Below are 23,268 nucleotides of genomic sequence, written 5' to 3'. Positions count from 1 at the left end.
TGGATACCTGTTTAATTAGGAATTTTATCTGAACCTGCCAGCATTGCAATCATTTGTTTTGATAATGCCCTGCCATCTTCTCCTGCCTTGTTTTCTTTAATGGATATAAGCCATGGAAAATAAACTGATTCGAAGACTTTCAATTCTTTTACAGTAAGCCAGAAAAACTGCTGTCTCAAATGCGCCGGTGCATGTTCCCTGAAAAGACTTTCCACGAATTCTCTGAAATCCCTGTCCTGAAATCTAGCAGGCCATGATGGTAATACTACAGACATCCTGAATGAGAAAAATCGCTCATCAAGTTCCATATCCTGCGAATAGTAAACCGTTTTTTTAATTGTTGGAAACTTTGCTTCAGGCTGCTCTTCCAAAGCACGCATCGTGTACAATGTTTTCTTTACAAATTGATCGAACTGTTCACGATATGCCAGTTCAAGTGTTTTAGGTGCTGCCAGCCATGTATAACTGGAGTCCTGCCCCAAGTTAAGCTGGCAAAGCCCCTCCAACTCACCAAAGATGGTATAATCACCGGTATCGGATATACGCTGACAAATATTTTTGATCTTTTCCAATTGTGTTGTTCTATCCGCCATGCTCATCCACTCATGCTGCTGCATGAGCAGTACACCTTTTTCGTCATATATCCTGAATCCGAATATAGTTTCTGTCTCTGTCGGACGCAATAAAATATGCTCAATTGTATGAAAGCCTTCAGAGGAAATACTGATCCGCTTTAAAGTTTCAATAAACTGATTCAACTTTTGCTGTGCTTGTTCCCTGGTTGGAAATTTACCAACACGAAGCCATTGCCTGTTTCCACGTGGGCGATAAAGCAAAATAAATCCCTGACCATTAATTTCCGGTCCGATCCTGTAATATTTATGGTCAATACCTGCTGCCAGAAACGACATTGTTTGCGCAGGAATATGAATATCTTCCGTTATATCAGAAGTATTTTCTTCTGTTTCCGAGAACATGCTTTCCAGTAAATCTTCTTCGATGAGCATATCGATCCGCTCTTCATCCCAGCGAACTTCATAGACTACTTTTTTCTCATTACCAGTTTGTTTTGGGGTATTCCCGGGTATAATGGAACATTGATCAAGCGACTCCTCAAAAGCCTTACTGATATTCTTGATTTTTGACTCCTGTAAATACAACAATACTGCCATAAGGTTATCGTAACCGCTTCTTATATCCGTTGGCTGATCTGTGTAATCAATCGCCTGATTCCTGCAGGAACCATACGACACCATCTTTCTTAAAATATCAGATTTCCATTCGAGTTCTGCAAAAAGTTGCTCCTTATCATCTCCCTGATGATACAACTGATAAAACAACTGCAAAGGATATTTAACCAGATTGATATTAAACCGCGACAAGAGATGATCCAGTATTCTTTTCTTTCTGCCAAAAAATACGTCATCCGGCTCAATCGCCTTACCCAGAAATTTCAGATAATTGTTTTCCTTGTCATTTTTAAATAGTTCCCAATCAACTTCAGTCAGGTCTGCCCCCTTAGGCATAAAATGCGATAATATATTACCTGCACCGGGCACATCGAAGAGGTTCCCGGTAAAATAGGTACTGTTAGCCGTGTTTGTATCTATATCAGCAGTAATGATATTACTCAGGTTAGACAGTTGTGCCAGATAATTCACCATCACCTGTTCAAACAACATCAGATAAGCTTTCAGCTGCTTTACCTTGGCCCTGTCAGAACGCTCAGCGGGTTGCTGCTCATTTTTAATTTTCCTGGCACTTTCAATTTCGGTTTCATTTAACCTGTACAGGTGCGGAAACAAATGCTGAATAGAATAATAACTATCTATCTGCCTATGTACCGCTTTTATATGGCTAAAATCATCATGACCGTATCCTTTTATATATTTTCTTTTCCCGGTATCGGTTTTCTTATGCAATAAGCCGGAGAATATGCTTGTTTTCACGGGTAGTTCATGACTGGAGCTAAACACACGAATACCTGGCTTGTGCATATCAAACATAAGGCGAGGAAATATACCTTCCTCCAGATATAGAGGCTTGAAATCGTACTGGATTCCTTTATAATGAAGTGCGAAATTCCGAACATATTTCACGCCAGGCACATTCAATATAGACTGTATCATATCCGAAGGATCAAGAATAGATACCCGGTCTTTTAATTCTTCATCCTTTATAAAGCCATGTAACAAAGAAGGACCGCTGTAAATATCTTCAAAAGCCCATCCTTCTTTTTTTAGCTGCGACTCTGTGTAAAACCGTACAGGAGGCGTAATGGTTTTAATAAGCATTTCATAAACCTCCGCCAATACTTCTTCATGCATCTGATGCCTCTCTACTACCACTTCCGCTTCAATTTCCACATCTGCAGGTTCAAGCACTACAAATGACTGGTAATCTTCTCCGATACTTCTTTGGGTATGTATTATTTTTTTAACCTGCTCAATGATTTTTTGCTTATAATTTTCTTTTTCCTCCGTTGTTTTTTCATCATTCAGGTGTTCATCCACCTCTTTATCATTTACCTGAATGAGGATATTATACAGGCCTTTGATACTTTCGTTACCTTTTGCATCTGTAACAGGTTGAATCCAGACGTTATGTATTTCCTGTACACGATCTATTATCAACTTCCTGAAATCATTAATCAGTATAGGTTTCGATGTAAGTATTTCATGCCGTGGATAAAAAAGATTTTTATGCAGATCAATCTTACCCTCCTTGTCTGCCAGTATTTCCCTGATATCAAAACCAGTACGATAAGCCAAATCCGTGATAGCATAACAGATGTATTCTAGTATGGTTACACCCGGGTCATGCAGGTTATAATCGGTCCACTTCGAACCGGCATAACGCTGTACCAACTCCAGTCCTTTTGCACGTAAAAACGCATAATTCAGCGCAGAGTCTGGTGTCGTTGGCTTTTCTAACTGATACTCTATGATACTATCCCTATCCATATTTTATTTATACAGCATCATCTGTCTTCCATGAATTAAAATATTCTTCCGGCAGACATAATTCATCATCCCAAAGTTTTGTGATGTTATAGAAAATGTCTACATCATTACCATAATTGTTACCTGTTTTAATCTGCAGGCTATAGTTATGTGTATTACCTCTCCAGCGTAAACGAAGCCGGTTCCAGAAAAATCCATAATAAGAACAGGTTTTTCTGATACGGCTTTTAGATCCTCCAAAGGCACTAAGTGCAATGGCATGCATAATAGCAAATTTGCCTGTTCCTTTTTTTCCTGTTCTTGCCACTACTTCAAATGCATTACAATTATCAAGACCTTCCAGTATTGTATGCCATTTACCATCGGCTTTTACCCTTCCTGAAGCAAATGTTCCCAAACGCCCCTGCATGCCACTAAAGCCAGCTATATCCAGTTTCAGGCCTTCAGCGCTTCGTTTACCGATACCCAGATTACCATGCACATCAAAGTAAAAACTACTGTTATCAGACTGCTCCTCATTTTCTCTTACCGGATTTAATTTTAAACTCTCTGTCCCCTGTTCATCTTTTTCTATACAAAAAAAAGGATCGAGGTCATTGATGTTTTTATACAATGACATAAAGCGATTCGAATTACCCATGGTAGCAATCACAAAGCCGTCATCTTTATCTTTCAGAAAAGCATCGTCCTGTTTATTAATCATGGAATCAATCAGATATGCGAAATGATTCTCAGATGGGATCTGTCCATTACGGAAATACTTCTTCAGGTCTTCTCTTCCGAATGATTTATTATTTCCCTGTGTTTTCATATTGGTCAGTCGTTTACTTGAAATGTAAAATCAAATCTTTCTTCATCAGCATCCTCTTTCTCAGGCTCCGTTATCTGCCTGTTTCTTTCATTCACCACCAGCAATTCTTCCCCTATTACTAATCCACCAATACCCGACTCCTGTGGTTTCAGATATTTCCTTTCGGGTAACACGATGATTTCATGCTCAGGTGCAGATATCAGAATACTGCCGGGCAATGAGCCTTTCAGAAAATCTACTTTCTGAATAGCAGAATCTACCACTCTCGCCTCATAACGTCCGGTTTGTGCATCATAGATCCTGTAAAAATGTAATACTGAGAAAGAGGTTACATGTACTACATAAGGACATTTTTTTATGAAATTGAGTATTTCCGAAGTATACAATCTTCCTTCCATTTGTACATCAGAATCTGCATTAAAGAGCCAGGGAGAAATAAAGCGTCTGATATCCCTGTTCAATCTGCTGATATTATTACCTACACTTTCCTTGTACAAGGCATCATTAAAAATAACTCCACATACCACTTTTACACGTTCATAAACCGGGTTCACCACATCAACTTTTATGAATGAAGGCAGTTTGGATGCTACCAGCTTTCGTATCTGAAACAAGGTAGATAAAGAGGCTTTGGGTTCTTCAAGAGTATCGAGTGTATGCGCCTGCTTACCTGGAATCACCACAATCTTAACATCACTTTCTTCATTTTGCTGGGCAGTAACATTGATACCTGCTCCCAGACAATGTACTTTGATAATATCAGGAAAAGCTTCCAGTACAATTTCAGCAATATCGGTGGTGGTGATCGGTCTTTGTTTATGGTGCAGCCTTTCACTTACCCTTGCATAGTATTTTTCCAGCGACTCTTGCTGTCTTCCATTAAAAGAGGGGTATGGCTGCCGCACTTCCTGCAACTGCGGAATGGTTCTCGCAGTTGTTTTAATCATACCTGCATCCAGCTGCAAAAACCCCTGAGATGCAGATGGGTCCATCAATCGAGACACCGTAAAAGCCTGCGTAAAAATGCCTTTTACTTTTGTGCGCAGGTCGCCTCTTTTATTGCAGGATACCCTTAACCAGTAATACGCCGAATCCAATACGGTATTTACACCTGCATCTGTTTCAGGCAAGCGAAGTATCACAATTCCATTATTGATAAAATTACCTGTCGAATCCTGCAGCACATCGGCTCTGGGTATTTCTTTCCATTTATTATCCTGCAGCACAGCCCAGTTTACTGTGGCAATTTCAAAGCTGGCATCGTCATTGTCGTTGTCTTCTATCTGAAAAAACAGATTCAGTAATTGTCCGGGCACCACATCAGATAATCCGATAAACAAATTACTCTGGTCTTTCAGTACCGGAACAAAAAACATTTCAGACACATCATTCGAGGGGTAATTGGAACGATACCCAAACGGCGTATAATGCCATAAATTAAGGTTATGCGCTTTCTTACTTTCCTTATTGATACCATTCACCGCCTCGGTGTGTTCCAATGTATAGTCAATCGCGATTCTACTCAGTACAGGTATATAGGGCTGATTAGGAATGGCTATTTTTTTAGAGAAGCGCTTCGCATTATGCATAATGACTTCCGGAAATAATCCGGGAAAAATGCGGTGACCAAATCCTTCTTCGGGAGATGTTAATTCAAACCTTATGGAGCCTTCCTTATATGCGTTTTCCGCACCCACTACTATTTCACCGAGCGCAGGAGCATTGGTAAACCTGATCTTTGAAAAGTCAACTCCTACAAATTCAGAGGTACTGCTCAGATAGGCCATGGTACCCGGCTCCTTACCCATTTCAAAAAGTGAGAACTGCTGTCTGAGTTCCGGTATGGGTTGGTGCTTCCCGTCATTCAAAGCACTGATGGCTACTTTAAAAGCATTGTTCCCGAAACTTTTGGGGTAAGATGCATAATACGTTTCAAAACCGCCCTTATCTCTCGGAAGATCAAACCAATGAAACCTTATTGAAATATTTTTTGTGTAGCGGTTAAAAATATTGGGATTGTGAATATCCAGATAAGAGCCTATGGAAGGTTGCGGACCAAAGACCTGAAACGGACTAGCCATACTCAGTGTCCCGATATTATTCTGTAATTGCACCGACGTACTATCAGTTACAGACAAGCGAACTCCTACCCTTTGTAGTACCATATCTTTCAGGAAAGTGTATGGATTGTGAAAGGAATGATTATTTATCTGCAACCGCAGTAAAGGCCAGTCACTATCGATCTCATAACCATGAATGGCAGACTGGTACACACCAACAGGAGGATCATTATGTCCAAGCTCGAAATCAATTTCAATGAATTTATCCGTTACATTTTCAAGCTCATAATGAATCGTGTATTTCTCTACCGCAATCCAGTTTTCCTTTCCGGTAATACTTACGAGAAATGCTTTCGAAAGCATTTCAAAAATCAATACTTTTTCATTGGTATCTGTAACCCCTGCAAAATTTCTTACATGGCGTAAATAGCCGGCTGCACTTTTATCATGTATGTAAAACTTAACCCTGAGGTTTCTTTTACCATCTTCCGCATAAAACAAGGGTGAAGCTACCAGTAAGCCCATGTCTGCAGGCTGCATTGAACATTTATCGAAAGATAAATCTGACTGATCTTCTCCCATCAATGGCCAACTGGGCGTATGCTTATCTGCTATTACCGGATTATTGGCAAAAAAAACCTGTAATTCTTTTACGTCTTCATATTCTTCTGACTTAACAGGTATTTTTACTGTTTCACTTACGTATACGGTGTTCAAAGCCTGTATGGCTGCTTTTGTAACCAGCAAATCCTCATCAACTTCAAATCGCAGACTTTCATCTGTATCCGGTACAGAAGCGAGTAATATTTCTCCTTTGGGCAACAGGTATTGATCAAAAGAAGGATTCAGTGTAGCTACTATATGGGCTTTATCGGGCACGGCTTCTTTGGGTTGTATACCCAGGATATCCCTGTAGTAAAAATCAAGGTGTTTGCCAGTTAACTGATTGAGGTCATTTTTCAGGTATTGATACAACTCAAGAAAACTAATCAGTAATGCTGTGTGCGGTTCATAATCATCCACACCGGCTTTCTGCTTATACAGGTACCATTCGGCTGCTTCAGTGAGCCGGCTGTATTTTGATCGTATTGTGCCAAATAACCCATTGGTTTTCTGCAACAGATCCGCGATTCTGGCAAATGTATGAGAGCCTTCCAAAGCAGTTACCGGGATAGTAGTAATATCTATATCCCTGCCCTTTACCTTCCTGAAAACAGGCAATTCTATTGCCGTGCCAAAAGCATCTCTTGCCTGTTGCACCAATTGATCCAGTTCATCCAGTTCTTCTTCAAAAGAATCATGCCCGTCTACAATTTTTCTAAAATCAAGCATTCCCTGATCTGCCCGTGAACTGATCCTGAATTTATGATGGACAGACTCCTGAAATCCTATAAAATTATTAAGGAACTGAAAAATGCGGTTTACATATTTAATATTTACCTCGTCAGGCTCCTGAAGACTGATACTGTTTTTCAGGTGATCATATTTTTTGATGAAGCTATTAACACCAAATTTTGGAATGATTCTTAAAACAATATTGATATCAGACAATAAAATATCTTCCCAGTTACCATCGATCTGGTTATTGAGGTCATAATAGTTAAAATGCCTGGACAACTCAATGATAAAACGAAGCATATCATCCATATCACGTTCATCAATCTGAAAAAAATCAGGTTGAAGTGATCGGGGATACCTCTCCGACTGACTGATGCCATCTGCAATATGTGAAGTTTCAAATTGACTCATGCCGGATCACACTTGTTAACTGCCCTGCACATTGGTACCTTCCGTAAAATAGAACGGATAAACAATATTATGCCTGGTATTGGTAATGATTACTGTATAATTTATCCTGATCAATAATACTCCTTCCGTATCATCTCTTTGCATTACTTCAGAATTGATGAACTTAATCCTGGGTTCAAAATTGAGTAATGCTTTCGCTATCACATCATTAATCTGGGTAATGAGTGCCGTATCTATTTTTTCAAAAACAAGTCTTTTCAGAAAACATCCGAATTCCGGCTGCATCAACCTTTCACCCGGAAAAGTATCCAGTATGATTCGTATACTTTCTTCAATATCATCAGTATCAGATACCATATGTACCGAATTATTGAACCTGCTGAAAGTTGGAGGAAAACTCCAACCTGTTCCTAAGAAAGATTTTATTTCATTACTCATAATTATCCTCCTATCATTACGGTTGGGCATCCTAAAACAATACTTCCACCATGTGCCGTAGTATCGCCCATACGTGCTGCCGGCTTACCACATATCATTACAGTAGCTGAACCCTTTACAATTGAATCTGGTGGGCCTACACATACTGCATTGTCTCCCATCACAGCTGCCGGCATTTTCCCAATCAGTACGGTTGGAGCACCTGGCCCAACGATCGGGCCTCCAACATGCGGAATGGGTGGAACACCTGGTGTCTGCATCGGACAGGTATGCATATCTGTTAATCTGGCTGCTGGTGGCATTTTTCGTGTATTTAATTAATCATAACCATGGCTCCCTTTACAGTGGTTTGTCCGGAAGCCGATATTTCGGCTGTGGCATTCCCTTTTGCTGTAAAGCCTACCTGGGCTGTATTTTTAATATTCAATCCTTTCATTTCAACATCACCCCCGCTTGCTTCCACAGAAACTTTCGAAGTTGCTTTTATGGAAATGTTTCCTTTTGAAGTCAGGTTAATATCCTTCGCACTATCAAGGTCTATTCCGGAAGAAGACATTTTCACTGAATTACCATTCTGGTCTTTGATCAGAATAGATTTATCCTCATCACTTATGGTGATTGAATTGGCACCGGGTGTTTCGAATTTCATTACTTTCTTCTCATCATCGAAACTAATCTTCAGTTTGGCTTTTGTGATGATGGATTTGAGGTAATTATTTTCATCTGCCGGCGGATTCGCCGGCTTATTTTTATCACTGTAAACAGACCCCAGTACAACCGGATACCTTGGATCATTATCCAAAAATCCAATGATTACTTCATCATTAATTTCAGGAAGAAACCCTGCACCTGCGGCAGATGTTGCATAAAAATTAAGGTAACGCGCCCATAACTGGGGTTTGGTTTCTGCTACAGATGCGAGTTCTACCTGAATCCTGAACTGACCTGCCGGATCGGCACTTAATTTTTTTACGGTAGCAATCTGCAGTCCATGTACCGGTGGCAATTGTCCGGTAGCAGGCGAATAGCCGAAATCCGGTAATTTATGAATGGGCGTATTATCAAGACCAAAACGAACGGTAGTATTCCATGTGCCGGGTTCAATTACATGGTTCACAGATGACACAAATGCTTTACCATTAAATTTTTTACCCACACCTTCCAGTTCAATAATATCACCTGTTTTTACGGTTGCATTGCCCACATATTTCACCCGACCCTTAAAAGCGGCCATACGCTTACGAAGCAATACTGCATCGGCCCATACTTTTAATTCAGCTGTGGTCATGGGTGTGGGAGAAACCAGATCAAGGCTCGACTGATTCAGTTTTGCTGAAAGCGATTTGGCTGATAAGGATGATTCACCCTGGGCATTCACTGTAGGTTCTGTAGCAGCAGACTTAACCATCGCCTGTGTTTTATTGTCCCAGCCTGAAGCATTTAAGGCAGTGGGTTGATCTTCTGCATTTAATTCTGCCTCAAAAGCCATCATGGATTCGCCTACCGCAATTTTCATGACAGCAGCTGCATCCAGTTTCGGTTTATCAACCACCAGCTTATAGTCTGTACCATCCATGCAGATGATATAACCATTAAAATCGGCCCTTGATAAAATAAAATCCCAGTCGGTTGATCTTATCTGGAAAAAATTCTCATAAGTTGTAGTGGTGGCCGTTACTGTTGAACTCAATCCACTATACGAGCCAATAATAGAGGTGATAATATCACTGTCTTTCTTTTCTTTAAAGCTGGCTTCTTTTTCATTGAAAGTCATACTCACGGCCTTATGCTTACATACCAGCTTAACCCTGAAGGGAGATTCACCATCTACTTCAAGGCTGTGTTTTACAATAAAGCCTTTGAATAAACTTTTCTCGGCTGCATTTCCGTAGCCAGCTGTGATTTCAATTTCTTTACCGGGATTAAAATCAGCAGCATCAGATACCGGCACCGTTCCTTCTGAGGGTACAAAATTACCCAGCAGGATCAGTTCGGCATACGAAATTTTATTGATGGTATGGTGAATATTGGCAGAAGAAAGTCCGTAGGTATCTCCCATCGGCGAACCATCCACTTTTACAGTAACCCTTAGTGTAAGGCTTGTTAGGTTATCTAAAGGTGTAGCCATAGGGATCTATTTTTTCAAGGGAGGGAAATACAATTGATCCCCTGGTTTAATTGCGTTTATGTTTGATAATTTATTGACCCTGGCTATTTCCATATAATAAGAACTATCTCCATAAATCTGATAACTCATTAGCGGAAGGGTATCACCTGCTTTTACAGTACGCAGATGGGTAAGATCGGGTGAATTGTTTCCGGCTTCCATAGCTTTTTGCTGCCAGTCTACATTCTTCTGGAGTTCCATATTAATAGATGCCCGCAAAGGCGTACCATCGGGTTTGAACAAAGTGTATTTTACCGTTACCGATTTACATACACATTTAAAAGAGAGTTTTCCCCACGATATTTTGAGGTAATTGGTACTATGCGAGTCCCCATCATACTGACAAACCACTTCCTGAAAATCCTGAACATAGGTTTCAACATCCTGATGCAACAAAACGGAAGCCACAGAGTTTTCAGTGAGCCCTGTACCATCTACAATGATTTCATCGAATACCAGTGTTTCTTCTCCCATCTTAGAGAAGAAATAGGTTTGACCACTATCACTGATAACTTCCGGGGTGGTATATTCAACGGTTTTCTTTCTGGTATAAGATTTGGGGTTGATAAAAGCTTCAATCTCCCCTTTCTTTTTGGTAATAGAGCAGGAAGGATCGGAGAAACACTCGATCTTGATTTTCTTCAGCCCTCCCAATAAAGTATCCATCACACTCATATCACCTGGTATTTAAATGATCAATTCTGGAGAGCAATTTCTCCATGCACTCCTTCACAATTTTGGTTTTCATTTCCTGAATCTTCCGGTTGATCTCAGTTTCATCTATCTGCCTTTCGTTATCACGAACATTTACCCTGATCACGAGTTCACGTATTTCAAGAGGCATAAGCGTTTTTTTTCAGCGATGCACCCTCAGATAAAAGAGGGCGTATCTACACGTTCAAAATAATTGTATGCCAATTCCAGTGTTTCTATAACAACGGCATTTTCTGTAGACTTAAATTCAGATATTTTAACAGCTACAGGGTATGCTTTTCTAAACATCCATGTTACAGAAGGAATACCTCTTTCATCTATTAACATGACGAGTATATCCATCGGACGAAAATCAAAGTTGCTGAATGAGTTCTTCATCCAAAAATAAAGAGAGGAGCCCTTAAGGAGCCCTCTCTTTAAAACAAGATTTTCGTATTTAACTCTGTTGGGTAATTTATAAGTAGAGCTTACCCCTCCCTCCTGTATTTCAGTGGTTTCAATCTGTACATTGATACCACTTACATCCTGAAACATGGCTTCATTGCCATCCAGGAGCGCAAAAAGAGGAAAAACCACTTTAAAACTAAACCCTACCGGGATGTTATAAGGATATTGGCTGGCTGGCATATCTAAATACTAAATTTCAAATCAATACCCGTACTAACTTCCTTTACTTAGATATTAAGCTACGATCGTAAGTCCTTCATGCGCAAGCTCCATGGTTTCCACAGCTGCTTCATTTGCGTCAGACTTCATATCGGTTACGGTCATCTTGCACGGGAACGCATTGGTGAGGTTCCATGACATGGCTACCGCATTGGCCTCATCGAGCAGGCTGATTACTACGGTTACCCTTTCAATGGTATTCATCTTAATAGCGTTGTACATGGTCCACATCTTCTTATCATCTTTGAAGATGCCTTTTTTCAATGTAATGTTTCCGAACTTCTTAATGCCCGGCATTTTTACAGTTGAATAAGCCTGGCTATTGCCAGCCCTGTACTCAATTACCTGTGTTTCAGATGAGAGGCCGGTAACTTCCTGAAAGAAAAGTTCATCGGATCCTATTTTTACTGAGAACTGAAATTTAACAAGTGGCCACGTTGCGGCTGACTGTGCTGCTCCATTATCTGCCATAAAATATTTTTTATTGAATTAAAGAATAATTGGATTTTGATTATGACTGTTGCTGTTGTTGCTGGAATGTGATCACGATGAATTCAGCAGGTCTTACAATCGCTACTTTCACCGTAATTCTCATAACACCATCCAGGATATCATTGGGCGTCATAGTGGTACCCAGACCAAGCTGTACATCGTAAGCCTGCTCAGGTGCAGCACCTGCCAACGCTCCCTGCTTCCACAAGTTATAGAGGAAGTTATTCATCATACTGGTAATGGTTACCCATGTACCTGCATCATTGGGCTCGAATACATAAGCCCTGGTTGCCAGTTTCAGCGACTGCTCAATCATAATCAATGTTCTTCTTACATTGATATAACGCCAGTCCTGACTGTTACCATCCAGTGTACGGGCACCCCAAACCAGGGTTCCGATACCGGGGAAGGGCCTGATTACGTTGATAGATTTACCTCCTATCACATCCACATTCATTTTCTGTTGCTGCTCATTTGAAATATTTACAGAAGGTGCATTCACCATATTCACAGATACATTCGCAGGTGCTTTCCAAACACCTCTTGAGCTATCTACCAGTGTATATAAACCAGCCATTGCCGAACTTGGCGGAAGCAGGTTCAGTCTTGATCTGATTTCTTCCAGTATGTGAACATACGTAGAGCTGGAAGCTTTCAGCGATTGGTGAACATTGGTGCGGGAAGCCACTAAATCCTGCGGAGAAAGGGCTTTCATATTGGTTACCACCTGCTTGGCAGCTTCTTCAGGCAACAGCGTACCCAGATCAACAGAAGCATCGAGGTTCATGAAATCCAGCTCTGAAGCCTGTACAACAGAAGTCTTCAGCCATGGATAATACGCAGCACCATAATTCAGGAAATTGGTACCAATGGCTTCTCTGAATTGCGTAATATCATCAGTCGATGTTTGCGCATTAGACTGGGCAACATCAAAAATACCGAAACGGCTTTGTGTTTTATGACAATGTTGCAATACGAGTTGATAAAAATTATTGGCCATGTCTGGCTTGGCAATAATATCAGGTGCTACTACCAATGTTGGTTCATACTCTTTCTCCAGTACTTCGAATACATTGGGTACATCGCTACCTACAAAATCATCTAATTTAATTTCGAGGCTGTCTTTACCTGCGTAGGTTCCTACAGATAAAATGTAAGCACCTGCTCCACCGTTCGAATAAAACAAACGAATACAGTTGTAGAAATACAAGGTATTGTTGTCATTGATTTTAACAAGCATTTCCTTGCCATTCAAACTGAAAGTTTCTTCTTTGGTACCTGCAGGCGCATCTGTAATCGTGAATTTTGGATTGAATGCACCACCAAACATCTCTACATATTCAGCAAAAGATGAAATTTTGGTTGGTTTGTACAAAAGAGATTTTCCATTTCGTTCTGCTTTTTCAGTGTATCCGATAAAAACAGGAAGTGCAGTTTCAACGGCAACTGCCGAGCCGGGGAAGGCGTTTTTCTCTTCGATATAAACGCCAGGAGTCATTAATGTTGCAGCCATGGTGATTGGTTTTGGATTCTAAATATAATGTTTGTTTGTTATTAATAAAATATTAAAGGAATATTTCCGAATAATTTAATTTCTCTCCTCCCGGCAATGAACTGATGGTATTATTATTAGGATTGGGCATCATGCCAATGATGACCCTTCCTTTTCCACTTGCCGGCTCATAGTTCTCCAGTAACTGAAAAGATTTATTCGGCAAGGCCGTTATTTCAACCGGCACTGCCGATCTGAAAACGATGGCCTCTCGCTGATCAGGCAACAGAAAATTTTCCGGACCAATAAATGTCTCCCTGGTTTCTTTATGAACAACAGCCGGATTTACCAGTGTTTTCAGGTGCTCACTGGTAAGTATATAACGCCAGTAGGTTGCCTTTGCCTGAAACCTTATATTCAATAAAGTTCCCAGCTCTTTGTGCAGCCTGATGCTTAGTAAGCCAAATGGCTTACTGAAAAAAGACCGGCCTGTTTGTTCAACGGGTACCAGATCATCCGCAGAAACATAAGTTGCATTTGTTAAACCTTCTCTGACTTCCCCTTCATTCACCACATTGCTGAATAAGAAGACTGATTTACTGATATTCTCGGTTTCAATATTACCCGTGTAATTCAGGAAAGTACCATCAGCATTTGCAAGCACAAAAACAAGCGTGTCGTCGTTGCTCAATACCTGCTCTCTTGTGCGGGGCGATCCGGCAAAGGAGGCATCATAATACAATATGATCCTGTTGGCAGACAGTTTATGCACAAGACCCAGACGCAACAATAGATTACGGGTAGCATCATCCGGCAATACCGTAAAGCCCACAGGTATTTCACCGGGGAAATAGGTATGCGTTATAATCACTTCCGTTAATTTATCGTATGTAGAAGCCATAGGTTTATGAAATCCTCAACTAAAATATCTTAATCATTTATACTGCATCACTTGCCCGCTCAACCCCCGCCACTGCCGGTCTGTATTCACGTATAACAGAGCTGTCAAATGTCAGCATCCTGATTTTGTATACAACGGAAGGCATGTACTTGGCACCCAATGTGGCCCACACATTGTTCAGCTTTTCTGAACTCAGACTCTCCATTTCAAACGTGAGCTTTTCTATTGATGGGTCAAGACGGGGGGTATTAGCAAGACTGAACACATTTTTTTCCTGTAAAAAAGCAATAACAAAAGAAAGAAAGCGAAGCGCTTCCGGATAATTGGCACCTGTAAAATAAGAGGAAAATAATACGTAGAGATTTACACTCATGGCAGAAGATGTATTGGCAAATGTTCTCGCCCCCCCTGCCGATGCATTGCTTTTTACACTGGGTTCTTTCTCTGTATTAATTAATGTGATTAAGACTTTGTTTTCGCCCTGAATAGCGATGGTACCATCCTGGTTTACGATACCTGACAACACTACTTTATCTTCAGATATCCGGAGTTTACTTCTGAAATACTCATTAAGTTCTTCTGCTACGCAGTTGAGTGATTCATAGATCATTGGTACAGATTATACACCGGAACAGATCATATCTTCCATCGCGTTGCAGGCAGTCAGGTTCTGGTGGACGATGAAAATACAAAAAAACAATAATAAATTCACAGAAAAATATAAGTTAATATAAATAAAATGATATTTTTATTGACTTGATATGAAAAGCCGCCAAAGCTTACTGCTTCTTTCAGCTGTTGTTTTTTTTACACTGACAGCTGTTGCTTTCCCATTTTCTTCCTGGGGAGCAAATAATGCGTATGACTGGCACAAACACCACCGATTCTTTATCCATTATATCGCAGCCGACACCACTCCTAAGAAAGGAGATGCCGGAGAACTCCTAAAAGAGATTAGTTCAGATGCTGCCAAAAAAGCGGCCGACAATATTCTAAAGAAAAAGGGAATTAACTACGAGATACCCAAAGAAGCCAAAGACAAGAAATTTTTCGAAAAGATTTTATCCCTGTTTAAGTTCCGAAAGAACAGCCAGAAAAAAGAAGAAGACAGAATCGTAGGCGTACTGAACAAACTTAAGATAAGAGATACCATTGTTGAAGCAACGGCTTCGCTTCAAAAAGAAATCACAGGTCTTATCAATGAACTTTCAGACAGAGAAAAAGCTGATTTTGATTCGCTTTTAGCCATAATCGGTAAACTACGTTCCGATACCAGCTACAGAAACGACTTCCGTGATTTTATCAATGCCGTTACCCAAAGACTTGATGGTGATACCAGTAAATCGCCCCCACCCTTTATCAGCGGCAGTTTTGTAACCGATAAAGATATTCTGGATGCTACAGGCAATTTCATCCCCTTACTGGAACAGCGAAACCAGGAAGCGGCCAAGCTGAAAATAAAAAGAGAAGCACTCAGTGCACTCGGCAAACTGAGAACCCGTACTTCGGATACCGTTCATGTTTCCTCGGAAGACAAAAAAAGTATTAAAATCTATAAGCTTGGCATAAAAACCCGGGCAGAAGTAATCGGACTCCACAACTACACATTAAATAATAATATCGACACGTATAAATACGATTACCTCAATACAATCGTATACCAGTCTTTATACATCAACGAAAAAACAGGCTCCTTTAAAAGCCTGAACGGGTGGGACACCGCTGCTATCGTAACCCGTGCCAAAGCCAAAAACCTGAAAGTAATGTTTAGCGTGGCTGGCGGCACCAGAAGTACCATACGAAAAATACTGATTGATCCGAAACTACAGGCTTATCTGGCCAATAGCATCATTGTTGCATTGGAAATGCGTAAAGCAGATGGGGTTAATATTGATTTTGATAGTCTGACCGTTGCCGACAGAATACAGTTTACAGATTTTATTAAAAGATTGCATGATTTTCTACAGAGTAGCAACCCATCGTATCAATTGATGATAACGGTACCCGCCTACAATGAATCTGATATTTTCGATATCAAATCACTGGAAGCTTTTGCTGATCGATTTCTCATAGACTTTACACGCACCCCTTCATCGATGGGCGCCCTGGCTCCGCTGAATGGCCCCAGTGTCTATACCATGGAGAACAGTATTGCCTACTATACCAGCAACATGGAAGTGCCGCTGAATAAAGTAGTGGCATCAGTTCCCTATTTCGGTATCAGATGGCCCGTCCGGAACAAAAAATTATCTACCACCCCACTCAGCCTGATGACATATAGCCAGATAAGGGATACCTATAAAAATGTTCCGGTTAATTATGATAAAGAAAGTGGCAATGCTATTATAGACGCTTTGGAAAATAAGTACAGAACGGTAAGGGTTATTTATGATGACCAAAACTCACTGGAGAAAAAATACGATTTTATACTGGAGAACGGCTTAAGGGGAGTTGCACTCAACGCACTCGCTTACGACAGCGGTTATGGCGAATTATGGGATGCACTTGCCTATAAGTTTGCCATGATTGACTCTACCCTTATTAAGGATAGCCTGATTGCCGGCACGCCTGATCTGAACCTCAGCTGGCTTGATAAAATACAAAGAAGACTATCCCTCTATTGGTACATTGTAAACAATCCCTGTAAAGTATGTTTTGATGATATCAAAGACCCTGCTTATGCAGCCACACTGAACAAATACCTTCAGGAACTGAAAATAGACTCACTGATTACTGCGGAAAATAAAAAACTATCTCCCAAAGAGCAATATAAAAGCCGGTTTGAATACATCAACTATGAACTTACCAATATTCTGTTTATCACTACCATAGTACTCTTTATTCTATGTTTGCTGATTTGTGGTTTTTATATTTATCAGATTAAAGTCAACAGCACAGAATGGAAGCTGAAGAAGAAAGTGCAGCTGGCCATGGCAGCCTCTATCATTGTGTTTGTAATATCTCTTTTTAGTTACCTGTTTTGCGATGATACCATACCTATATTCGGTTCTGCACCTGCTGTAGGAAAGAACATGCACTTTATTACTGCGAATCAAGCTACCACAGATCCAACTACAGCCACCTATATAGAGTCCTGTGATACAGAAATCAATGATTCCTGCATCAATATGCCTTTATATACCCTGATGGCTATTATTCTGGCAGGCATATTTATTGGATTCCTAATAACACGTTATATCATTCTGCTTTTCATTAAAAGGGATGATATCCCATAGTAACCCCAAAGATTTTACCATGTCATTATTAGACACTGCTGGTATATTCCGGTTTCATAAGGAACAGATACAAACCTATGGCGAGGGTACGGCAGAAGCATTGGGCTGGGAAAACAAAGAGGGTCAGCTACAGCGTTTTGAAGTACTATCAGCTATCGGCGACCTGAATCATCGTTCGGTTCTGGATGCCGGGTGCGGTTATGGTGACTTACGGGGATACCTGCAGGATAAGTATCCGGATATCCGTTATTTTGGTATTGAACAGATTCCTGCCCTATTGGATATTGCTGTAGAACGTTATGCTTCCTTACCTGAAACACTTTTCTTTCAGGGCGATTTTTCCAGTGCTGAATTACCCGTAACAGATTATATCCTGCTTTCAGGTTCTTTAAACTATATCAATAGTGACCCGCTGTTTATCCTGAAAATAATTGAGAAACTTTTTAATAATTGCAGAATCGCTTTCGGATTCAACCTGCTTAGTTATGCCGATCCTGCGCAGGGATTAATTGTATCTTACAAACCAGATTTTATCCGGGAATATTGCAATAGGCTTAGTTCTAATATTCAATTCAGGGATGATTACAAGACGAATGATTATACCATTTTTATGTATCATTAAAAAAACACTACATCCATACAAGCATTTTATAACAGCTGAATGGGAAGATGTTTGAATTTTATTCAGAGAAAGTTTGTACAGAAAGAAATTAAGGCCTGAATGGTTCGATTGAAGAACTGTTCTCAGCACCCCCGGTTGGTTTTCTTTGTGTAGTAAGTTCAAAAGCTTTGGCACCTTCCGCATGCGGGTCAGCTTTTTCATCTTTTCCCTTCTTCGAATTGATATGAAATTTTGCCAGCTGAGCAACAGAAATAGCGGGTAATGTTTGCGCCTGCTTACCAGCTGGTGCAGCTACCGGAGAAAAGGCTGAACCGGTTTTATTTATTTTATCTGTAATCGGCAAGTGAAATGTTTTTATCCGTTTGAGTGCTGAACATCATTAAGGGGAAATGCACCTTTTATGCTAAACATTCATTTCTCCCCCTGTTTGCAAAGCTTTGGCACCCATCTGATCTGCTTCTGCTTCTAAACCAACATCATCATTAACGGGTATCCCCTGTTTCATTTGTATGGTAGGCTTTACCCTACCCTGCTTTTGTTGAACAGTATGCCAGGCCTCATGTGGCAAATGCTTTTCCTGACCGGGCGCTACATGAATTTCAGTACCCTGCGCATACGCATGAGCCTGCAATGTGGCAGGTTTGGAAGAATTGTAATGTACTTTCACATCATTCAAAGAAACCCCTGATAATTTTTCTACCCCTGATTTCAATTGATCGGGAAGTCCGGTTTTATTTTGCTCGCGTTGTACTATATTTTCGAATTTACCCTGCATAGGCTCCTCTTCTTCTGCTGCTTTTTGCACTGTATCAAATTTTCCCTGCAGGGGTTCTTCTTCCTCTATACCAGCTTTCTGTACAGGGTCAAATTTACCCTGCATGGGTTCCTCTTCTTCTACACCTGCTTTTTGCACTGTATCGAATTTACCCTGTAAAGGTTCTTCTTCCTCTACACCTGCTTTTTGTACTGTATCGAATTTACCCTGTAAGGGCTCTTCTTCCTCTATACCCGCTTTCTGTACAGGGTCAAACTTACCCTGCAAGGGTTCTTCATCCTCAACGCCCATTCGCTGAACGGCATCAGCCTGTATAAATTTTGGCGCAACTGCCGGTAATTTCATAGCTGTTGAATAAGCGGATGGTTTTGTTTCCTGTTCAACAGCTTTAGCGGATTTAGATGCTTTGGTACTAAACATATAATTGGCTTGTGAATGAAATGAATATTGGATTTTTTATTATCTGGCTTTATACAATTTATAAATATCGGCCCTAGGCAGTTCACCTTTTTTCAGCAATTCAATTTGGTCCTTATTGGCACCCAGTGCATCCATCGCTTCTATTACTTCTGGATCATCATGGTTCTCCAGTACATTTTCAATGAATGCCTGTGCTCTTTTCTCTTTGTTTTCTGTTGTACGTTCGTCATCTTTTCCTTTTCCTACCCAGCCTTTATCAATCATTTTTTGTTTGGCACCTCGAACCAGTGCGGCGATTCCTTTAATACCTTTTCCTCCTGCTACCAGTCCCATACCCACAGCTGCACCAATGCCTGTAACACCCGCACCTACCACGGTACTATGACCTGCTGTTTCAATAGCAGAACCAACGGCGTTTATGCCTGCTCTGTTTCGCTGCTTTCTGCGAACATCCATGGCTTCTTTGGCTATATTCAACAAGGCATATTGTTTTTTCATGTCTCCCGTATAGCCCTGACCGGGAGATAAGGTTCCAAAATCAGGACCATTTCTTTCTTTAATACGATCCTGCATGGCAGCCAGCTTATTCATTTGCTTATGGGCATAGATGCTTTTACCACCCTGAACTACGGTATCTAATCCAGCTGAAGCTATACCCAATCCCGGAATGGCCATACCAGCTGTGCCGGCAATAGACAACCCACCACTTGCTACAGAAAGCCCCCCGCTGGCTACATCGGCTGCACCCAGTAATCCACGACGTGTATCGCCTGATTTATAAGCACCATATAATTCTGCTGCGCCTAAGCCACCAGTAACAGCTCCACCTACTACTCCGAGTGAGCCGCTTAGTTTTGAACCTGCCGATGCGCCCTGCTGAATAAATCCTTTCTGTCCGGCATCAACCGCAGAATAAATACCCGCACCTGTTAATGCTGTTGGAAGCATTGATCCAAGTGCGGTGTTTTTTCTATTGATATTTTCATCTTTGTTAGCAAACGCTGAAGCAGAAGAAGCAGCTGCTGAGGCTTTATCACCAACCCATGAAGCAGCATCTCCGATAGCATTTCCGGTAGCTTTGGCTCCTGAAACAATTGCATTACCTGCTGAACTGGCAAATGATTTCGTTTTATCCCATGCAGCAGATGCGCCGGAAGCAATCGCAGATCCTGCAGCACTGGCCCCCGATTTTGTGGCACTCCATAATGAAGAAGCCCCGGAAGCAATGCTAGAGCCAACAGAAGAAGCTCCTGCTTTGAAACGATCCCATAATCCTGGCCTTTTTGATGGTGCAGATGAAAAAGCCGATGCACTTGCCGCCAAAGGAGCTTCCTCATCAGCTTCACCGATACCCGCCATTTGAACTGCCGGTACACCCGACAGGGATTCAGTTGTGTCCCCGTTCAGCTCTTCTGTTTTTTTTTGCACTGGCACATTTGAAAAAGCACGAACTGCAGGAAGTGATTTAACAGTAGCTGATGATTTCTGCTGTTGCGACTCATCCAATCTAACCGGCGATTTACCAGTGTATGTGTGTCGGTTTGTTTTCATGAGAGGAAGTGATATTTCTGAATCCTTAGGTTCAACAATATCCATTTTTTTTATGATAAATACAAATCTGGAACAAGGTATCTAACAAAACAGCCTTCATATAACCTGATACCCATAAATTTACATCCGGATCAATGATACAAGACCCCATTTGGTGGATCTGATTTTTATAATCTGCTGTTTTTCAGCAATAATTTTATGGCGATGCAAGTGAAAACCATGGCGGAAATGGCAATGAACGGAGAAAGTCCTGAAATACTTTTCTGGGTAGGATGTGCAGGCAGTTTTGATCAGCGTGCCCAGAAAATCACCAAAGCTTTTGCCAGCATTCTCGATAAAGTAGGCTTTAGTTATGCCATTCTGGGAAAAGAAGAAGCCTGTACAGGCGATCCTGCCCGTAGGGCCGGCAATGAGTTTCTCTTTCAGATGATGGCCTACCAGAATATCCAGGTATTAAACGGATACGGTATCAAAAAAATCGTCACTACCTGTCCGCACTGTTTCAATACCTTAAAAAATGAATACCCTGAACTCGGCGGTACCTATGAAGTTATTCATCATACCACCCTTTTACAACAACTCATAGATGAAGGCCGGATCCAGTTAAAAGAAGGCGGCAGTTTTAAAGGAAAGAAAATTTCTTTTCACGACAGCTGCTATCTCGGACGCGCCAACAATATTTATGAAGCACCCCGCAAAGTACTCGAAGCACTGGATGCCGAACTGGTTGAAATGAAGCGCTGCAGAAGCAAAGGATTATGCTGCGGTGCCGGCGGTGCCCAGATGTTCAAAGAAGATGAACCCGGCGATAAACGCATTAATATTGAAAGAGCCGACGAAGCACTCGCTACAGGTGCAGGTTTTATAGCAGCCGCCTGCCCTTTCTGTAATACCATGATGACCGATGGCGTAAAAAACCGCGAAAAAGAAAACGAAGTAGCGGTACTAGATGTGGCAGAAATGGTAGCACAAAGCATGGTTGATTGATGTCTGATGTAGGATCGCTGATGTCGGATTTGATGGCAGATGTCAGATCGCAGATCTCAGATTTCAAATCAGACATCCGACATCCGAGATCATACATCTGACATCTGCCATCTGCGATTTTTAGTGGGTTTAGTAATATTCGAGTATGAAAGGTATCCGCGATTTCCTGTATAAAGCAACGGCACATTTCAGGTGGCGTTATTTTTCGTGGAAAAGGATGTGTCTGCTCAGTCTCCTTTTGTTTCTTTTTTTTATAGGCTGGCGAATCCTCTTGCAGGATGAAGCTGCGCAGGAATTTACGCTTCCCCGTCTCATCCGGCATATGACCCTTGCTATTTTTATGGGTTTCCTCTACGCATTCTCCAAAATCCCGAAACAGAATAAGACAATATATCAGATTTCAGATAGCAGATGGCAGATTTCAAATCAGACATCCGAGATCTGACATCTGCCATCTACGATCTGCCATCAAAACATCTTTCTCCTATCTTTGCGGTATGGAACTCAACTATCAATCTTTTATTCCTGCTGATTTTCATGACAGTTCCCGTGTCTGGGTGTATCAGTCTTCCCGTTTATTTTTAATCAGTGAAGCGTTTGAGATTGAAAGCATGCTAAAAGAATTTACCGGTAACTGGTTAAGTCACGGCACCCCTGTAAAAGGGTATGCCAACCTGCTTTTCGGTCAGTTTTTGGTTTTTATGGCCGATGAAACAGCAACCGGTGTTAGTGGCTGTAGTACCGATAGTTCTGTTCGTGTGGTAAAAATGATTGAGGAACGTTTTAAAGTGAGTATGTTCGACAGACAGCAGCTGGCTTTTGTGGTGAAAGATAAAGTACAGCTCATACCACTCGCGCAGTTCAGTTATGCCCTTGAAAATAATTTCATCAACGCAGAGACCCTTTATTTCAATAACCTGGTGGCTACCAAACAGGAACTAATGGAAAAATGGCTGATACCTGTGAAACAAAGTTGGCTCAAAGCGAGGATGAAAACAATAGCCGGCTAAACCTTCACTTTCTTTTTTATAAACAGCGGGCGTAACCATTCTACAACTACTCAGGTGATAAAACTGCTGATACCCAATGCCAGTGAAGCATTGAAACTTCGCTTGAAACCCCAGTAAGCAAATACAAACAGGATAAAGCCCAAAAGCTGATGCGATGATGAGACTGATCTGGTAATTCATGCCATGTTCTTCCTATTAAGATACGATTTTTTAG

At 41.1% G+C, this 23,268-nt stretch carries 20 protein-coding genes; 4 read left to right on the top strand and 16 right to left on the bottom strand.

All coding sequences use genetic code 11. The features are described 5' to 3' along the window. Positions 1–11: 11 nt before the first annotated feature. The 13 genes from BC659_RS12725 to BC659_RS12670 are packed head-to-tail and all read right to left on the bottom strand — an operon-like array spanning position 12 to position 15,063. The gene (locus BC659_RS12725; protein WP_133475179.1) at positions 12–2,963 is read right to left on the bottom strand and encodes a hypothetical protein; all 2,952 of its coding nucleotides are present in this window, start codon (positions 2,961–2,963) and stop codon (positions 12–14) included. Positions 2,964–2,970: 7 nt separating this feature from the next. Then, on the bottom strand, positions 2,971–3,774 hold the full coding sequence (locus BC659_RS12720) for an adhesin (protein ID WP_133475178.1): 804 nt from the start codon (positions 3,772–3,774) through the stop codon (positions 2,971–2,973). Positions 3,775–3,779: 5 nt separating this feature from the next. Beyond that, complete coding sequence (locus tag BC659_RS12715) at positions 3,780–7,583, bottom strand: hypothetical protein (protein WP_133475177.1); 3,804 nt, start codon at positions 7,581–7,583, stop codon at positions 3,780–3,782. A 15-nt stretch (positions 7,584–7,598) separates the two neighbouring features. Then, positions 7,599–8,021 carry a GPW/gp25 family protein gene (locus BC659_RS12710; RefSeq protein WP_133475176.1) on the bottom strand — a complete coding sequence of 141 codons (423 nt, stop codon included), beginning with the start codon at positions 8,019–8,021 and terminating at the stop codon, positions 7,599–7,601. Between the two features lie 2 nt (positions 8,022–8,023). Beyond that, positions 8,024–8,323, bottom strand: coding sequence for a PAAR domain-containing protein (locus BC659_RS12705; RefSeq protein WP_133475175.1), 300 nt, complete (start codon positions 8,321–8,323; stop codon positions 8,024–8,026). 11 nt (positions 8,324–8,334) lie between these two features. Beyond that, a complete protein-coding gene (vgrG, locus tag BC659_RS12700) occupies positions 8,335–10,149 on the bottom strand; it encodes a type VI secretion system tip protein VgrG (protein ID WP_133475174.1) in 1,815 nt (604 codons plus the stop codon). Positions 10,150–10,155: 6 nt separating this feature from the next. Continuing rightward, on the bottom strand, positions 10,156–10,863 hold the full coding sequence (locus BC659_RS12695) for a CIS tube protein (RefSeq protein ID WP_133475173.1): 708 nt from the start codon (positions 10,861–10,863) through the stop codon (positions 10,156–10,158). A 1-nt stretch (position 10,864) separates the two neighbouring features. After that, positions 10,865–11,032 carry a DUF5908 family protein gene (locus BC659_RS16860; RefSeq protein ID WP_162847429.1) on the bottom strand — a complete coding sequence of 56 codons (168 nt, stop codon included), beginning with the start codon at positions 11,030–11,032 and terminating at the stop codon, positions 10,865–10,867. Between the two features lie 26 nt (positions 11,033–11,058). Beyond that, the gene (locus tag BC659_RS12690) at positions 11,059–11,529 is read right to left on the bottom strand and encodes a phage tail protein (protein WP_133475172.1); all 471 of its coding nucleotides are present in this window, start codon (positions 11,527–11,529) and stop codon (positions 11,059–11,061) included. A 54-nt stretch (positions 11,530–11,583) separates the two neighbouring features. Then, complete coding sequence (locus BC659_RS12685; RefSeq protein ID WP_133475171.1) at positions 11,584–12,039, bottom strand: phage tail protein; 456 nt, start codon at positions 12,037–12,039, stop codon at positions 11,584–11,586. Between the two features lie 40 nt (positions 12,040–12,079). Continuing rightward, a complete protein-coding gene (locus BC659_RS12680) occupies positions 12,080–13,573 on the bottom strand; it encodes a phage tail sheath family protein (RefSeq protein WP_133475170.1) in 1,494 nt (497 codons plus the stop codon). A 52-nt stretch (positions 13,574–13,625) separates the two neighbouring features. Further along, positions 13,626–14,453: a hypothetical protein gene (locus tag BC659_RS12675; protein ID WP_133475169.1), complete on the bottom strand. Its 828-nt coding sequence runs from the start codon at positions 14,451–14,453 to the stop codon at positions 13,626–13,628. A 37-nt stretch (positions 14,454–14,490) separates the two neighbouring features. Then, positions 14,491–15,063 carry a Pvc16 family protein gene (locus tag BC659_RS12670; RefSeq protein ID WP_133475168.1) on the bottom strand — a complete coding sequence of 191 codons (573 nt, stop codon included), beginning with the start codon at positions 15,061–15,063 and terminating at the stop codon, positions 14,491–14,493. A gap of 151 nt (positions 15,064–15,214) precedes the next feature. Between BC659_RS12670 and BC659_RS12665 the strand changes: the two genes are divergently transcribed. After that, positions 15,215–17,689 (top strand): glycoside hydrolase family 18 protein, encoded by a 2,475-nt coding sequence (locus tag BC659_RS12665; protein WP_133475167.1) that lies wholly within the window; start codon positions 15,215–15,217, stop codon positions 17,687–17,689. A 19-nt stretch (positions 17,690–17,708) separates the two neighbouring features. Continuing rightward, on the top strand, positions 17,709–18,311 hold the full coding sequence (locus tag BC659_RS12660) for a class I SAM-dependent methyltransferase (protein WP_162847428.1): 603 nt from the start codon (positions 17,709–17,711) through the stop codon (positions 18,309–18,311). Between the two features lie 88 nt (positions 18,312–18,399). Here BC659_RS12660 and BC659_RS12655 read toward each other — a convergent pair whose 3' ends face one another. From BC659_RS12655 to BC659_RS12645, 3 genes are read right to left on the bottom strand one after another with little or no spacing between them, the layout of a single operon-like run. Continuing rightward, complete coding sequence (locus BC659_RS12655) at positions 18,400–18,654, bottom strand: hypothetical protein (RefSeq protein ID WP_133475165.1); 255 nt, start codon at positions 18,652–18,654, stop codon at positions 18,400–18,402. 60 nt (positions 18,655–18,714) lie between these two features. Continuing rightward, the gene (locus BC659_RS12650) at positions 18,715–19,506 is read right to left on the bottom strand and encodes an eCIS core domain-containing protein (RefSeq protein ID WP_246027139.1); all 792 of its coding nucleotides are present in this window, start codon (positions 19,504–19,506) and stop codon (positions 18,715–18,717) included. A gap of 39 nt (positions 19,507–19,545) precedes the next feature. Next, on the bottom strand, positions 19,546–21,057 hold the full coding sequence (locus tag BC659_RS12645) for a hypothetical protein (protein ID WP_133475164.1): 1,512 nt from the start codon (positions 21,055–21,057) through the stop codon (positions 19,546–19,548). 204 nt (positions 21,058–21,261) lie between these two features. On the opposite strand from BC659_RS12645, the gene BC659_RS12640 reads away from it, so the two are divergent. Next, entirely contained in the window at positions 21,262–22,044 is a 783-nt protein-coding gene (locus BC659_RS12640) for a (Fe-S)-binding protein (RefSeq protein WP_133475163.1), read from the top strand. A 497-nt stretch (positions 22,045–22,541) separates the two neighbouring features. After that, entirely contained in the window at positions 22,542–23,054 is a 513-nt protein-coding gene (locus tag BC659_RS12635; RefSeq protein ID WP_133475162.1) for a hypothetical protein, read from the top strand. The last annotated feature ends 214 nt before the right edge of the window (positions 23,055–23,268 follow it).

Origin of the sequence: Sediminibacterium goheungense (assembly GCF_004361915.1) — a bacterium.
Lineage (GTDB): Bacteria > Bacteroidota > Bacteroidia > Chitinophagales > Chitinophagaceae > Sediminibacterium > Sediminibacterium goheungense.
The sequence above is the reverse complement of the archived record's forward strand: the minus strand, read 5'-3'. Positions and strand labels throughout refer to the sequence as shown.